The following is a 14,482-nucleotide window of genomic DNA, read 5'->3' as shown; positions in this document are numbered from 1 at the left end:
GCTTCCACAATCCCATCCTCCTCAAACAATCTGACGATTTCTATTTCTCTTTACGAAGCTTACTGCTTCTCTTTTGCATTCTTCGCCACAACGGACAAATAATCAGCAGCCGTCAGCAAAGGCTGTTTGTCCTGGTTGGTCAGGCTGATAATCAATGCGCCCTCCATTAAGGAAATGACGAGAAGTCCCATCTCTTGTGCTTTCTTTTCACCTATGCCATCCAAAATCAGATGTTTCGTAATGATTTGCTGCCATCCTGCAAACACGTCCTGACAGGCAATTCGCAATTGTTGACTGATGCAGGAGGTCTCCACGGCTGCCCAGAAACTAAATGGAAGAAACCCCGTAAAACCTGCCGCTTCCGTTTCAATCGCTAAATCATGAATAAATTGCTGAATGGCATCCCCCGTATTATCATGAGCAGCAAACATTTCTTCAAACTTCTGCAGAATATTTTCATTGGCTTTTTGAATGCACTCGTGAGCGAGCTCTTCCTTGCCATGTGGGAAATAATGATATAACGAGCCTTTTGGCGTACTGCTCTCCTTAATAATCTGATTTAGACCGGTCGCATGATATCCTTGTGAAAAAAACAGTCTGGCTGCTGTGCTGACGATTAGTTCTCTAGCATTAGACTTTTCACTCAATAAAGCCACATCCTTATATGAATTATAACAATCGGTCTATATAATTAAAACCGTTTCGAAAAACACTGTCAACCCTTATATTTGGGCCGATTCCCTTGAAAGCGCTATTAATTCAGCGCATGCAAAGAACAGAAGCAAATTATCCTTGATAACACTTTAAAAACATAATATCCTATTGGGATAGTATGCATTAACCATGATATACTGATCATTACAATAATGAATAGAAAGGTGTTTGCCATGGAAATGCGAATGATCAAGACCTTTCAAACGATTGTAAAACTCGGGAGCTTTCAACAGGCAGCAGAAGCTTTGCAGTACTCACAACCCGCAATTACGCTGCATATGCAGAAACTGGAGGCCGATCTGGGTATGAAATTACTGGATAGAGGCAAAAAGATTAAATTGACGGAAGCGGGGAAAATATTTTATGCCAGAGCCGATCAGCTTCTGAAGGAATACGAGTATTTGACAAATACGATTACTGACATTCAACAGGGACAAGCAGGGTTTGTACGAATCGGAGTATCCGAGCCAACAGCCAGCCATCGGCTTCCTGCTATTCTGTCTTCCTTTGTGAAACAGAATCCGAAGATTAAACTCAGCGTGCGCATCGGGGACAGCAAGCTGCTTAATGAATTGCTAATTGATGAGCAGCTTGACTTTGCCGTCTGCCCCTCTCCTGAGACGAGTATGGATACCGAGTTTCAGCCGCTGCTTTTTGAACCGATGGCGTTGCTGTTGTATGATTCACATCCATTTGCTCAGGGTGATGAAATCCATTTGGCAGATCTGAAAGGACAACAATTTCTGTTCACACCCCCTAATTGCCCGATTCGCATCCGTATTGAGCAGCTATTGGCCGAGAAAATCGACAGCGATTATCAGGGAATCGAAATAAGCAATATCCGGTCTCACAAGTATTATGTACAAGCCAAATTAGGCATAACCATTGCTCCGATTGCAACAATCTGCCCAGCCATTCCCGGTACCGTTATTCAAAAAATTGCCGATCTCAAAGTTGGGCCCATTGCAGGCATTTTGCGTAAGCGAAATATACCGCTTGGCTCCGCGAGCGAAAAGCTCATGCTGGACATTCGAGCTGCGCTGCTTCAGAGCAATTTATATGTTCCTGAATTTGAACTCCCTTCCCAGCTGGCTATGCCGTAATTGGACTCACCAGCTGCCATTCTATTTTCTTTATTAGGGTGCAACTATTACTTGAGTCTGCCTGCCGTGCGTCCACCATCTACCGTTAATATACTGCCTGTAATAAATGAAGCCTGGTCAGAAGTCAAATACAATATCGCTTGGGGAGCGTCATCCGGACCTGATGTCCGGCCTAGCGGCGTAATTTGGATCATATGTTCCGTATGCTCCTTCGTCATCACACTAACCTCGCTGCCGGGTGCATAACCCGGCACAACTGCATTTACCCGAATGCGATAGGGTGACAACTCCAGGGCAAAGGTTTTGGTCAACATCTCGATCCCTACTTTCGAAACCGAATAATTCCCCATGCCGACACCTGCGGTGGAAGCTGCTCCAGAGCTTATATTAATGAAGGAACCTTCTACCTCGCTGGCAATCATCTGTTTGGCGAAATGCTGAGTGAGCAGGAAGGGTGCTGCCAGATTCAGATCCATCGTCTCATTCCAATGTTGAAGCGTCATGTTCATGAGTGTGCGGTATGGATATATTCCCGCATTATTGATGACGATATCCGGCGCTTTCCATTGCTGCTCGACCACTTGAACCAATTCATTAATGGACTGTTCCTCCACAAGATTCGTTATATGCCAGTGAACATCCACTCCCTCCTGCTTCAGCTTATCTGCTATATTTCGTAGGGCATCCTCCCGGATATCGGACAGATAAAGGCTTGCGCCTTCGGCGGCGTATGCTTGTGCAATCCATTGGCCAAACACACCTGCCGCTCCCGTAATGACTACCTTTTTCCCTGCAAATGTTCGTTCCGGCATGACAGTCGCTCCTCTATACATGATGTTCTTGCTGTAAACAGGCTGCTTCACCTGGCGTTAACTTAGAACGGGATTCTTTTCGGCCTCCACCACAAGTCGCTCTGCCTGCTTTATTTCATAACTAATTCGATTCACCTGACGTATAAGTGATGTTCTGAGTTTGAAGAAGGCTTCACTGCCTACTTCGGCTATCGCCAGAAGTTCGATGTCTGACAGCGCAGGCACAAGTGAATGACTGCCTGCGGCATCATGATCATACCGGCTGCCTCGAACATAATTGATGGGAACCAGCCATCTGCTAAGTGACAATATCGTTCGGTTCGCTTCTGCAACGGAAGTATCAGGGAGGGAGGAACCTATCCGGTCATAGAAATGGTCCGTGGCATCCTGTAGCTGCTGAACCCTGCTTGTTAAACGCGAAAGATCAAGCTTGTCTCCGATAAGCTCTGTATAATAGCCGATTCGTTCGGAAAGGGTTCGGATCGCCTGTCTCTGATCAATTGGAATAATGGGAGCAGAGGCAGCATGATAGACGGCTGCTACGTACACCTTGCAATCACGGGCCAGATAATCTCCGTCAATTTTGTCCAGCGTATCCTCAGTCGTATGCCACCACCAGCCAAACCAGCCCTCAGGCTGATAGGACAGCCCCATAAAAGCAGACGGAAGGCCAGCACCCCAGAAGGACTGATCTCCCGACCTTCCAAACGGTGAACCTCGAAAAGGTTCATCCGTGACGATACGTATGGCATCTGCACAAAGTGTCCGAGTCTCTGCCATTGTATTTGCTGCACCGAGATGACTCGCTCCCTTGGCACCCACGGAATCAATATTGATATGCAGCACCCCGTTTTCGTGCAAATCTTCCCAATGAAGATCGCTGTATAATGCAGAGCCCGCATATCTGCCGTGGGAGTGTCCTGACCAAAATGCGAACCGAACGGAGCGTCGCAGCGCGTCACGATGCAATGATAGTACCCGCGCTGTCTCCACCATGACGGCGTTGGCGGAGCCGTTATCCATTGCGCCATAATGCCATGAATCCACATGCCCGCTAAACAGCACAAAGGATTCAGGCTCTTTCGTCCCCTGTATCTCGGCAACCAGGGTCGGAATGTCCACCCAATCTGTGCGCACTTCCGCGGTCAGTGTAATCTCTAGAATCTCTCCATCTCCCGCTGCGATCAAAGACTTAATCTGCTCTCCATCCGAATGGTTGACCGACAGAACCGGAATGGACGGATAGCCATCATCCTCCGGTGTCGGATTTCCCCACACGGAGGAAACGATCATTTCATGCGTATACGCACCACTATTGATAAATATAACCGCCGCGGCACCCAACTGCTGCAAACGATAAATTGTAGGCCCATTCGCTAGTCCGTGAACGATCACCGCATGTCCTGTCACTTGATTGGCCCAGATGTTATGGTCTGTATCCTTTAGATTTATGAATCTCAAATGCGTGTTCAACTGTTCCGCCCGGGCTGACATGGAATGTGTAATAGCTGCAAAAGAAATGCCGCCGACCTCAAGTTCCGCTCTGACAGGAATACTGATGTAGGCTTTGTTAATCGTAAGCTCTGTGGTCAATCCAAAGTCTTCAAGCTGTTCCTTAATATAATGGAAAGCCCGCAGTTCCTCTTCGGAACCCGACAAACGAATTTCCTTCGCAATCTGTCTGTTGTATTCAAGCAGCAGATCATGATCGATCTCATGCAGTATGGAATCCACCTCCAACTGTTGCTGCAACTCAGCCATGTTGATCCCCCCTGTCCTCATTGCCTGCTGCAACGCCCAGTGCAATCCTTGATTCATCATCACTGCTCTGGTTCAAATAACGAATGGCAGTTTCTCCAAGAACCGATATTCCTGTAACAATCGCTTGCTCATCAAAAATAATGGAATCACTGTGAAGGGGCAGCTCTGATCGGGCATCTTCTTCTGTAATCGTGCCGAGCCGGAATATGGCACCCGGCACATATTCGAGATACGCACCAAAATCTTCGGCGCCCATGGATGGCTCCTTCAGATACACAACAGCTTCCCGACCAATAGTGTCTGCCGCTGCCTGTTCAATCACATCGACGATTTGATCATCGTTTATTACAGGAGAACCGCCGCGGTAGTAATCAAATTCCGCTCTACCACCGAACCCTTCCGCAATGGTCTCAATGAGTCGCTTCATATATACGGGTACGGCTTCACGTGTCTCAGGATTATGCGTACGAATGGTACCTCTGAGTTGAACCTCCCCAGCGATAACGTTGTAAGCATTGCTATTGCTTTGCAGTTTTGTGATCGAGATGACGGAAGAATCAAGTGGAGACAGGTTTCGGGATACTACCGTTTGCAACGCAGTTATAATCTGGGCTGCAATGATGACCGGATCGACAGTTCGATGTGGATAGGCAGCATGTCCACCTTTTCCAGTCACTCGAATATCAAAAGCATCAGCCGCTGCCAGCATGGCCCCTTTTCTCAAACCAATCTTGCCAGCAGGCAAATCCGGCCACACGTGGAGCGCAATGATCGCATTCACTTCCGGATTATGCAATACACCTGCATCAATCAGGTCCGTTGCGCCTCCCTGTACTTCCTCAGCAGGCTGGAAAATAAACTTCACCGTTCCCTGAAGCTCATCCCTGTGCTCACTTAATGCGGCTGCTGTCCCTAGAAGAATCGCGGTATGCACATCGTGCCCGCAAGCATGCATCACCCCTTCGCGAACGCTGGCAAACGGCAATCCTGTCTTCTCTACAATAGGGAGTGCATCCATATCGGCGCGAATTCCAATGGTTCTTCCCTCACGTCCGCCTTTCAAAAGCCCAACAACCCCTGTGCCGCCTACACCCGTCTGTACTTCGAGACCAGCATCCTCCAAGAATTGGGCAACCAGCTTGGCCGTTTCAAACTCCTGATGGCCAAGCTCAGGATTCTGGTGAATATGGCGGCGAAGCCGTATAGCCTCGTCCTTCCACTTTTCGGCTGAACTACGAAAACTCATTGTTTCATTCCTCCTCTATTCATCATATAAATGACACTGCACTTCACGGTCTGGAGCGACGAGCCGTTTTTGCGGAACGACCTGTCGGCATGTCTCCATAACGTACGGGCATCGGGTATGAAAAACACAGCCCGCAGGCGGATGAAGTGGCGATGGAATCTCACCGCTTAATACAACTCTTTCCCTTTTGGCACGGGGATTCGGGATAGGTACCGCAGACAATAATGTTTTGGTATAGGGATGCAGAGGATCGGCGAACAAAGCTTCCGCTGGCCCCTGCTCCACCATCTCGCCCAAATACATCACACCAATGCGGTCCGCAATATGGCGTACAACGCTAAGGTCATGTGCAATAAATAAATAGGAAATACCGAGCTCCTCCTGAACCTCTTCCAGCAAATTAATGACCTGGGACTGAATCGACACGTCCAGCGCCGATACGGGTTCATCACATATAATGAGCTTCGGCCCAAGGGCCAACGCTTTGGCGATGCCCAGCCTTTGACGCTGACCACCTGAAAATTCATGGGGAAACCGCTCGTAATGTTCTTCACTGAATCCAACTTTGCGTAGCAACGACATGGCTGTTTCCATTCTGTCCCGTTTGTTACCCTTCTTGTGGATTAATAGCGGTTCTTCAATGGAATATCCAATGCGTTTACGAGGGTCCAGCGAGGTGTACGGGTCCTGAAATACCATCTGCATATGCTGCCTGTAACTTCGAAGTTCTTTTTTGCTTAACCCCAGAATATCCGTGCCCTCATAAAATGCTTCCCCGGACGTTGGCTCAACAAGTCTGAGAATCGACCGACCGAGTGTGCTTTTACCGCAGCCGGATTCGCCCACCAATCCAAATGTCTGCCCTGTGTGGATGTCAAAGGATACCCCGTTGACGGCCTTAACTTGCCCCCTGGTACTGCCAAAAGAAGTTCGAACAGGGAAATGTTTGTTCAGATTGCTAACCTGCAGCAGCGGCTTCGACTCAACCAATGATTTCGAGTTCATGTGTCTCCTCCTGAATCGTTGCTATTCCGGGATACCAGCAGCGTACCGAATGGTTCTCGTCCACCTGTTTCAAGGAAGGTGCTGCTCGCAGGCATTGTTCATCCGCATAAGCGCATCTTGGAGCGAATCGGCAGCCTGTCGGAACCTGATGCAGCCCGGGTACCGTTCCCTCAATGACATGGAGCTTGCTGTGCTGCTCGCCATCAATACGAGGAATGGATTTCATTAAGCCTGACGTATACGGATGCTGGGGATTGAAAAATAAATCGTCCACGCTCGCCTCCTCCACGACCTGTCCAAGATACATGACGGCCACTCTTGTACACGTCTCTGCGACTACACCAAGGTCATGTGTAATCAGAATGACACCAAGTCCCGTCTTCGCTTGCAGACTTTCAATTAGCTCCAGTATTTGCGCCTGAATCGTCACATCAAGTGCCGTTGTCGGTTCATCTGCGATAAGCAGTTTCGGATTACAGGCAAGCGCCATGGCAATCATGACCCGCTGTCGCATCCCGCCCGAAATTTCATGCGGATGCTCATCCACCCTCTTTTCGGGGGAGGGGATACCTGTCATACGCAGCAGATCCACGGCAGCAAGACGCGCCTGTCTGCCATTCATGCCTTGATGCAGCTTCAAGCTCTCGGCAATTTGTTTGCCAATTGTCTGAACAGGATTCAGGGAAGACATGGGATCTTGAAAGATCATGGAGAGGTCATTGCCACGTATGCGTTCCATTTGTCTTTTGGACAAGCTTAAGAGATTGGTTCCTTCGTAGAGGACTTCACCCGAGTATTCCACGTAATCTTCGTCAAACAGTCTGAGAATGGATTCGGCGGTTACACTTTTCCCGCAGCCGGACTCGCCTACGATGCCCAGCGTCTCCCCGGCAAGGACGTGGAAGGATACGCCTTCCACCGGGTGAATGGTTCCTTTTTCGGTTGAAATGGACACGTTCAGGTCCTTCACCTCAAGCAGCGGTTGTTTTCCCACGACGTCTCCCCCTTTTCACCTTATTCGCATGCGGGTCGAGCAGATCTCTAAGGCCATCACCGAACAGGTTCAGCCCCAGTACAACGAGCACCAGGAAAATGCCCGGGAAGACAGTCATCCACCAAGCGTTGTAGATCACCGTTTTTCCATCAAAAAGCATATTTCCGAGACTAGGGGACGGGGAAGGAATGCCTGCTCCAAGAAAACTTAGAGAAGCTTCCGTCAGGATCGATACGGCAAAAATAAAGCTGGATTGGATAATGAGCGGAGACAGCGTATTGGGCGCCATATGAATCCAAATAATGCGCCAGCTGCTTGCTCCCTGCGCATGCAACGCTTCAATATAAGTTAACTCCCGAATGACCAGCGCCTTGGAACGAATAATCCGGGCCATCGATGGAATGAAGATAATACTTAGAGCAATAATGACATTACCCGGATTCGGGCCGAGAGCCGCCATGATGGAGATGGCAAGCAAAATGGACGGAAAAGCAAACAAACCATCACAGATGCGCATAAAGATGTGATCCAGCACGGAATAACTTGCCGATAAAAGCCCAACAATCATACCGATCAAAGAAGAGACGACCGTAACAGCGAAACCAACCGCAACCGAAATACGCAAACCATATACGGCGCGAGTGAATACATCACGTCCAAAGTTATCTGTGCCAAATATGTGCTGCCCGTTGGGCCCTTTAAGTCGATTCACCGGATCAATCTGTAACGGCCCGTATGGTGTAAGCATCGGCCCCATGATTACCAGAAGCACAACAATAAGCAGAATTCCCGCCCCTGTGGTTAACAACTGATTATGCATAAAGCGTCTGAATACGATGCGCCTGTTCTTCCTTTTGTGAAGTCCTGACGTAGCGATGGTGGTATCCGGATTGGTTATCAAGTTGTCTCCACCTCCTTCATTTCTTGCTTAATCGAACTCGTGGATCGACCAAACCATACAACAGATCAACGATTAGATTTACGAACACATAAGCTACCGTGACCAGCAGCACCGAGCCCTGAATAACCGAGTAATCTCTTCGACTAATCGAATTGACGATGAGCTGCCCCACTCCCGGAATATTGAATAGCGTTTCTATAACCGCAGCACCAGTAACGAGCCCACCGAACGATTCCCCAATAACTGTGAGAATAGGAATGAATGCAACACGCAATGCATGTGTATACACGATCGTTTTTTCTTTGACTCCCTTGGCTTTGGCGGTTTTGATAAAATTGCCGGACATCACATCCAGGATGGAGGATCTTGTCATTCGGGTAATGAGCGCTGCCTGAATGATACCGAGCACGATGCCCGGTAACAACAGGTATTTGATATGCTGCCACAGCCCCTCACTTAGCGGTTGATACCCTGCAACGGGAAGCCAGCGCAGCTTCACGCTAAAGAACATGACCAGCAGTGATCCCAACAGAAAACTCGGAATGGAGATGCCCAGCATGGAGAAACCCATCACCGATTGGTCCACGATGGTCCCTCTTCGCTTGACTGCTGTAATGCCAAGGAACAAGGCGAGAAACACACCAATCACCTGTGCAATGATCGCAAGGGACAATGTAGGCGCCAATCGTTCAAAAAAAGCCTCTGTCACAGGCTTGTCCAGAAATATCGACTCCCCCAAATTCCCGGATAACAGCCCCAGCAACCAAATGCCGAATTGCTCATAGATCGGTCTGTCCAACCCCAGCTTGCTTCTTAGCTCATCGATATCGGCTTTGCTCGCCTCTTCACCCAGCAGAATCGCAGCAGGGTCCCCTGGTGTGACATGAATAATGGAGAACACCACGATTGCCACCACAAAAAGGACAGGTATCAAGGACAATAACCGACGAACAATATATCCACCCATATGAGGGCCACCTCACTTTCCAATGGCAAAACGGAAAGGCGTATTCCTGTGGGAGCGATGCTACGCCTTTTCATCCGCTGCCTTTCCTTTTAACTATTTGTTATTGGTTGTATTCCAGAAGATCGGGCCCAAAATGTTCTGGAAACCACTGATATTTTTCGATAGCGCTGTAACCTGTTTGGTATGACCGATCTGAGAGAATGGAACTTCGGTCCATACAAATTGCTGTAATTCATCAATGAGCGGTCTTGCAGCTTCTACTGAATCTGATGTGCGAATGCCTTGAAGAAGCTCGTTCAGTTTTTCGCTTTTCAGCAGCCCTGCCCCGCCTCCCCAGAACGCATACTGGTAGAACGTAGGCCGGAACGCATAACTCATTGGATAGATATCCCACCCTGTACCTGTACCGAGTTTTTCCTGCAAAGTAGGCCAATCATAGACATCCAGCTTGACCTTGACGCCAATCGACTCCAGTTCCTGCTGCAAAACAACGGCTACGTTATATTGATCCACGTAATCTCTCGTCGTGAAAATTTTGATTTCTTCGCCGTTATAGCCTGCCTCCTGAAGCAATTGCTTTGCTTTATCCGCGTTAGCCTGGCTGTAAGATTCCTTGCCTGCTTCCGAATACCAGTTCGGATATCCCGGTAGAACCAGAGAGGATGTCTTCACATAAAATTGTGGATCACGGAATGCCGATGTCAGTATGTCATCCACATTCTGAATGGCATTGACAGCCTGACGAAGTTTGACGTTCTTGAACAAGCCGTCATTACTGTTATAGAAATATCCAATCATACCTCCCGGACTGAGGAATGTTTGCAAGTCGGGATTGTCCGCAATCTGCTGTTCATTATCCACAGAGATATTCAGCGCAATGTCATATTCACCGGAAGTAATTCCGGCAAGACGGGTCGACTCGTCTGTTACGAAGCGGAAGTACAGGTCATCGACCAGCGCTTCCTTTTTGCCGCCTGCTCCATCACTCGGCTCGGTACGGGCAGCGTAATCGTCATATTTTTTCAAATGAATATACTGATCCTGCTTCCACTCCTCCAATTGAAACGGACCTGTACCGATGAAAGATTTGATCCCTTTATCATCTGCTTCATCAACCACTTCTTTAGGATAGATCGCCGCTGCGGGAATCGGGTCAGCTAGAAGTTGCAGTGTTAGCAGAAACGGTGTTTTCAATTGAAGTACCACGGTATAGGGGTCCGTTTCTTTGGCCTCTGCACCCACAAAGTTCGCTTTACCATGGCTCGACAGTTTGATCCAGCGATTCAGGGATGCAACTACGTCCTCCGCTTGCAGTTCCTTGCCATTATGAAACTTCACACCTTGGCGCAGATGGAATGTATAGGATAACTTGTCGTCGCTGATCTCATAGGATTCTGCCAGAAGCGGAATAACCTGTGCATCTTTATCCAGCGTCACCAGCTGCTCATAGATCTCGCGTGAAATATCCTTGACCGCTGTATTGGAAGACACATGTGCATCCAGTGTGACCGGTTGTGTTGGATAGCCAATGTTCAGCGTCCCGCCTGTCTTGCCTTCAGCCGATGTCTGCTGTGACGGACTTTCACCGGTTGTTGAAGAGGCTTGTGTACTCTGCTGTCCTTCTCCACCTGAAGCGCAGCCTGCAAGAAGCAGGAATGCCAGAATCATCATCAAAGCAGGCTTCGTATGTTTTCTCATCATGTAACCCCTCTCGCTCTCATGCATAATGTTAAATCCGATTTCACTATCCCGAATGATATACAAGTGTTCATGTCGGATTAGTGAAAATTGGTATTTTCAGGCTAAGGGAACAGAGGTCTTTTGTAAAATAAGCAATCGTAATGGGTTGATTCATTTTTTGTAATCTACGAAAAAGCGTGATTCTATGTACTTCCAACTATTCCGATGGTAATATACAACTTAAATTTCATCCTTTATCTGGAAGGAGACACGAACATGACAACGATACAACGTTTGGATGCTGCACTTGCGGCACATATCGAGAAGGTTGAGCATTATAAACAGGTACAAACCCTGCTTGCCTGGGATGCTCGCACAGGGGCACCTCGAAAGGGCGCATCCTACGCCGCACGAGCCAAAGCAACATTGGCTGGAGAACTGTTTAAGTTACAGACCGATGCTGATTTCGGTTCGCGATTAGAGGAAGCAGCACAACAAGAGGACCTTGATGAGCTATCCAAGCGAATTATTGCAGAGCATTGGAAAACGTATAAACGCTGGAGTGCCATTCCTTTAGAGGAATATCAGGCATTTGTACAGCAGCAAGGTTTTGCAAACGCCGCTTGGCTGGAAGCCAGAGCTGCCAATGATTTTTCCATTTTCGCTCCGCATTTGAAACAAATCTTTGATGCAAGCTTGAAGTTTGCCGGATACTGGGGATACGAGCAGCATGCATATGATCCACTCGTGCAGCAGTTCGATCCTGACCTGGATAAGGTAACGTTGGATCGCATTTTCAGTGAACTCAAATCCGCTCTAATACCGCTGATCCGTCGTGTCACATCTTCCGCTAAACAACCCGACACATCCATATTCACTCATCCCTTCCCACTTGAACAGCAGCGGCAGCTTGGGATCGAGTTGTTACAAGCCATTCGCTACAACTTTGATGCCGGGCAATTCGGCGCAACCGTGCACCCATTCAGTTCTGCCATCAATCCTTACGATGCACGTCTCGCAGCCAAATTTGTTGAAAATGACGTTCGCGTTTCCTTGTGGAGTGCTTTACATGAAGGAGGCCACTCGCTCTATACACAGAATATTGACCCCAACCTGATACATACCGGACTTGGGATCTTCACTTCGTACGGCATTCATGAATCCCAGTCGATCTTTTTCGAGAAATTTATTGGCAGACACAAGGGCTTCTGGGAAAACAACTATTTTATTTTGCAAAAAATCAAACCTGAAACGTTTGGCCATGTTAGTTTGGATGACTTTTATTTTGCTTTAAATGCAGTAAAACCGACGTTTAACCGTTTTGAGGCCGATGAGCTTACCTACAATCTGCATCTCATTATTCGGTATGAGCTGGAGCAAGCCATTATTGCCGGAGAAGTGGATTACGAGGGATTGCCTGAAGCATGGAATGATAAATATGAGGAATATCTGGGTATTCGTCCCCCGACTCATCTGGAAGGCATTTTACAGGATGGACACTGGAGCGCCGGATTTGGATTATTCCCTTCCTATACACTTGGGTTTGTGTATGCAGCACAGTTACACAAAGCCATTCGCCGCGAACTTCCCGATTATGATCATTTGATTGAATCCGATCATATTGAGACGATTACCGGATGGCTGACCACTCATATTCATCAATTTGGTAAATCACGTTCGGCGGACGAGCTAATTCAATCCATCACTGGAAACAGGATTGATACCGCTCCATTGATTCGTTACTTAACGGATAAATACGAGCAACTCTATGAACTGTAATAATTCTGCATAATAAAAAAAAGCGAGAGTTGTTCCTCGCTTTTTTTGTGTATTATCTTTTAAATGAAAAATCATATCGCTTACTCGAAGAAATCATCGAACGACCGCACAGGTTTTACATCCATGGGCTGATTGGACGCAGCCAGACACCCATATGCCCCCACATACACGATCAAGCATAACAATATTAATGATAGCATGTTAAACGCTCCCTTTTCTTCATATCCCAATTTCATGATCAAGCCCGGTCCCTGTTACACCCCTTCCAGCTCTACCCATTCAGAATCTTCTTTTTCAAAATACGATTCACTTGCTCTGAGCTGGCCAGCATCACGATAAGGAAAACAAGTACAACCAGCGGGAAAAAGCCGATATTGGTTTTTGCAGCGAGAACGCCAAAAAGCGGAGGAAGCAATGTGGTCCCTGTGTACGCCAGTGCCATTTGGTATCCCATTAATCGGGCAGAATTTGCTTTGCCGAATCGAGCTGGAGTTTCATGAAGAAGTCCGGGATAGATGGGTGCAAGCCCCAAACCAATCAGCATAAATCCAGCCAGTGCAAATGAAATGGATAGTGGAAGCAATAAGATGATTCCACCCACAATGGCGGTCACTTGACCAGCCAAAATTAACACCCGATTTTTTATTTTTAACGTGATAAAGCCTGTAATCAGCCTGCCAATCGTAATACCTCCGTAGTATAAGGAGATCCATCCCGCAGCTGTTTCTGCCGAGATGTTTCTTGCGCCTACCATATAGCTGGCTCCCCATAAACCAACCGTTGTCTCCACGGCACAATAAAATAGAAATGCGATCAGTGAGTTTTTGACTCCCTTAATCTTCAATACATTCCGTTCGGGTCTGTTCTCACGCTGTGCTAACGTGTTGTCCGTTTGCACATCATCTGATTTGTTTTTCAGACTCGCACTCTCCCGACTTGCAGCAACACGCTTCCACAACGGCAACGTGGCAAACAAAATCAGGACAAGACAGCACTGGACGATGGCTACAGCTGTATACCCGCTTCTCCAGGAATGATGTTCCGCAATGTAATACGACATAATGATGGGCCCCGTCGTTGCGCCCACACCCCAGAAACAGTGCAGCCAGTTCATATGGTGTGCTTTGTAATGCTCTGCGACATAATGATTCAGCGCAGCATCAACGGCGCCGGCCCCTAGACCCAGCGGAATGGCAAGAATGACGAGCCATACCAATGAAGGTGCGAATGAAAATCCAAGGAGTGCTCCGGCAGTTAGACAACAGCTAATTAACGTAACCTTGCCTGTTCCCCATTTTTGAATAACCGTGCCGCTTACCAAACTTGAAACGATAGTCCCCCCTGCAACGACCATCGACAGAATTCCTGCTGACCCAAACGAAGCGCCAAGTTCAGGCCACATGACTGGCCAGGCTGAACCTAGCAGAGAGTCCGGAATCCCCAGACTGATAAACGCAAGGTAGATAATGATAAGAAACCAAGTTGCCATAAATAGATCCCTTCCCTGCATATAAATTGAA

At 47.9% G+C, this 14,482-nt stretch carries 12 protein-coding genes; 2 read left to right on the top strand and 10 right to left on the bottom strand.

What is annotated here, in order from left to right; genetic code table 11:
* Window positions 1-59 precede the first annotated feature (59 nt).
* On the bottom strand, window positions 60-647 hold the full coding sequence (locus tag ACFVQB_RS04530) for a TetR/AcrR family transcriptional regulator (RefSeq protein ID WP_379435196.1): 588 nt from the start codon (window positions 645-647) through the stop codon (window positions 60-62).
* Window positions 648-887: 240 nt separating this feature from the next.
* On the opposite strand from ACFVQB_RS04530, the gene ACFVQB_RS04525 reads away from it, so the two are divergent.
* Window positions 888-1,817 carry a LysR family transcriptional regulator gene (locus ACFVQB_RS04525; protein ID WP_379435195.1) on the top strand — a complete coding sequence of 310 codons (930 nt, stop codon included), beginning with the start codon at window positions 888-890 and terminating at the stop codon, window positions 1,815-1,817.
* Window positions 1,818-1,864: 47 nt separating this feature from the next.
* On the opposite strand, the gene ACFVQB_RS04520 is transcribed toward ACFVQB_RS04525, so the two are convergent.
* The 8 genes from ACFVQB_RS04520 to ACFVQB_RS04485 form a co-directional block, all read right to left on the bottom strand.
* Complete coding sequence (locus ACFVQB_RS04520; RefSeq protein WP_379435194.1) at window positions 1,865-2,629, bottom strand: SDR family NAD(P)-dependent oxidoreductase; 765 nt, start codon at window positions 2,627-2,629, stop codon at window positions 1,865-1,867.
* 57 nt (window positions 2,630-2,686) lie between these two features.
* On the bottom strand, window positions 2,687-4,390 hold the full coding sequence (locus ACFVQB_RS04515) for a M28 family peptidase (RefSeq protein WP_379435193.1): 1,704 nt from the start codon (window positions 4,388-4,390) through the stop codon (window positions 2,687-2,689).
* Window positions 4,383-5,636 carry a M20 metallopeptidase family protein gene (locus ACFVQB_RS04510; RefSeq protein WP_379435192.1) on the bottom strand — a complete coding sequence of 418 codons (1,254 nt, stop codon included), beginning with the start codon at window positions 5,634-5,636 and terminating at the stop codon, window positions 4,383-4,385. The genes ACFVQB_RS04515 and ACFVQB_RS04510 overlap by 8 nt, the downstream gene beginning before the upstream one ends.
* Before the next feature lie 15 nt (window positions 5,637-5,651).
* Entirely contained in the window at window positions 5,652-6,641 is a 990-nt protein-coding gene (locus ACFVQB_RS04505; protein WP_379435191.1) for an ABC transporter ATP-binding protein, read from the bottom strand.
* A complete protein-coding gene (locus ACFVQB_RS04500) occupies window positions 6,619-7,635 on the bottom strand; it encodes an ABC transporter ATP-binding protein (RefSeq protein WP_379435190.1) in 1,017 nt (338 codons plus the stop codon). Before ACFVQB_RS04500 ends, ACFVQB_RS04505 begins: the two co-directional genes overlap by 23 nt.
* Window positions 7,613-8,536: an ABC transporter permease gene (locus ACFVQB_RS04495; protein WP_379435189.1), complete on the bottom strand. Its 924-nt coding sequence runs from the start codon at window positions 8,534-8,536 to the stop codon at window positions 7,613-7,615. The genes ACFVQB_RS04500 and ACFVQB_RS04495 overlap by 23 nt, the downstream gene beginning before the upstream one ends.
* A 16-nt stretch (window positions 8,537-8,552) precedes the next feature.
* Complete coding sequence (locus ACFVQB_RS04490; RefSeq protein ID WP_379435188.1) at window positions 8,553-9,503, bottom strand: ABC transporter permease; 951 nt, start codon at window positions 9,501-9,503, stop codon at window positions 8,553-8,555.
* A 93-nt stretch (window positions 9,504-9,596) separates the two neighbouring features.
* Complete coding sequence (locus tag ACFVQB_RS04485; RefSeq protein WP_379435187.1) at window positions 9,597-11,204, bottom strand: ABC transporter substrate-binding protein; 1,608 nt, start codon at window positions 11,202-11,204, stop codon at window positions 9,597-9,599.
* A 255-nt stretch (window positions 11,205-11,459) separates the two neighbouring features.
* On the opposite strand from ACFVQB_RS04485, the gene ACFVQB_RS04480 reads away from it, so the two are divergent.
* On the top strand, window positions 11,460-12,962 hold the full coding sequence (locus tag ACFVQB_RS04480) for a carboxypeptidase M32 (RefSeq protein WP_379435186.1): 1,503 nt from the start codon (window positions 11,460-11,462) through the stop codon (window positions 12,960-12,962).
* Window positions 12,963-13,233: 271 nt separating this feature from the next.
* Here ACFVQB_RS04480 and ACFVQB_RS04475 read toward each other — a convergent pair whose 3' ends face one another.
* Window positions 13,234-14,451: an MFS transporter gene (locus ACFVQB_RS04475; protein WP_379435185.1), complete on the bottom strand. Its 1,218-nt coding sequence runs from the start codon at window positions 14,449-14,451 to the stop codon at window positions 13,234-13,236.
* Window positions 14,452-14,482 lie beyond the last annotated feature (31 nt).

This window comes from Paenibacillus sp. NPDC057886 (assembly GCF_042796655.1).
Classification (GTDB): domain Bacteria; phylum Bacillota; class Bacilli; order Paenibacillales; family Paenibacillaceae; genus Paenibacillus.
The sequence above is the reverse complement of the archived record's forward strand: the minus strand, read 5'-3'. Positions and strand labels throughout refer to the sequence as shown.

Excerpts from the sequence above, each read along its gene's own strand:
- ACFVQB_RS04525 (WP_379435195.1), top strand. The coding sequence starts at position 888 with ATGGAAATGCGAATGATCAAGACCTTTCAAACGATTGTAAAACTCGGG.
- ACFVQB_RS04520 (WP_379435194.1), bottom strand. The coding sequence starts at position 2,629 with ATGCCGGAACGAACATTTGCAGGGAAAAAGGTAGTCATTACGGGAGCG.
- ACFVQB_RS04515 (WP_379435193.1), bottom strand. The coding sequence starts at position 4,390 with ATGGCTGAGTTGCAGCAACAGTTGGAGGTGGATTCCATACTGCATGAG.
- ACFVQB_RS04510 (WP_379435192.1), bottom strand. The coding sequence starts at position 5,636 with ATGAGTTTTCGTAGTTCAGCCGAAAAGTGGAAGGACGAGGCTATACGG.
- ACFVQB_RS04505 (WP_379435191.1), bottom strand. The coding sequence starts at position 6,641 with ATGAACTCGAAATCATTGGTTGAGTCGAAGCCGCTGCTGCAGGTTAGC.
- ACFVQB_RS04490 (WP_379435188.1), bottom strand. The coding sequence starts at position 9,503 with ATGGGTGGATATATTGTTCGTCGGTTATTGTCCTTGATACCTGTCCTT.
- ACFVQB_RS04485 (WP_379435187.1), bottom strand. The coding sequence starts at position 11,204 with ATGATGAGAAAACATACGAAGCCTGCTTTGATGATGATTCTGGCATTC.
- ACFVQB_RS04480 (WP_379435186.1), top strand. The coding sequence starts at position 11,460 with ATGACAACGATACAACGTTTGGATGCTGCACTTGCGGCACATATCGAG.
- ACFVQB_RS04475 (WP_379435185.1), bottom strand. The coding sequence starts at position 14,451 with ATGGCAACTTGGTTTCTTATCATTATCTACCTTGCGTTTATCAGTCTG.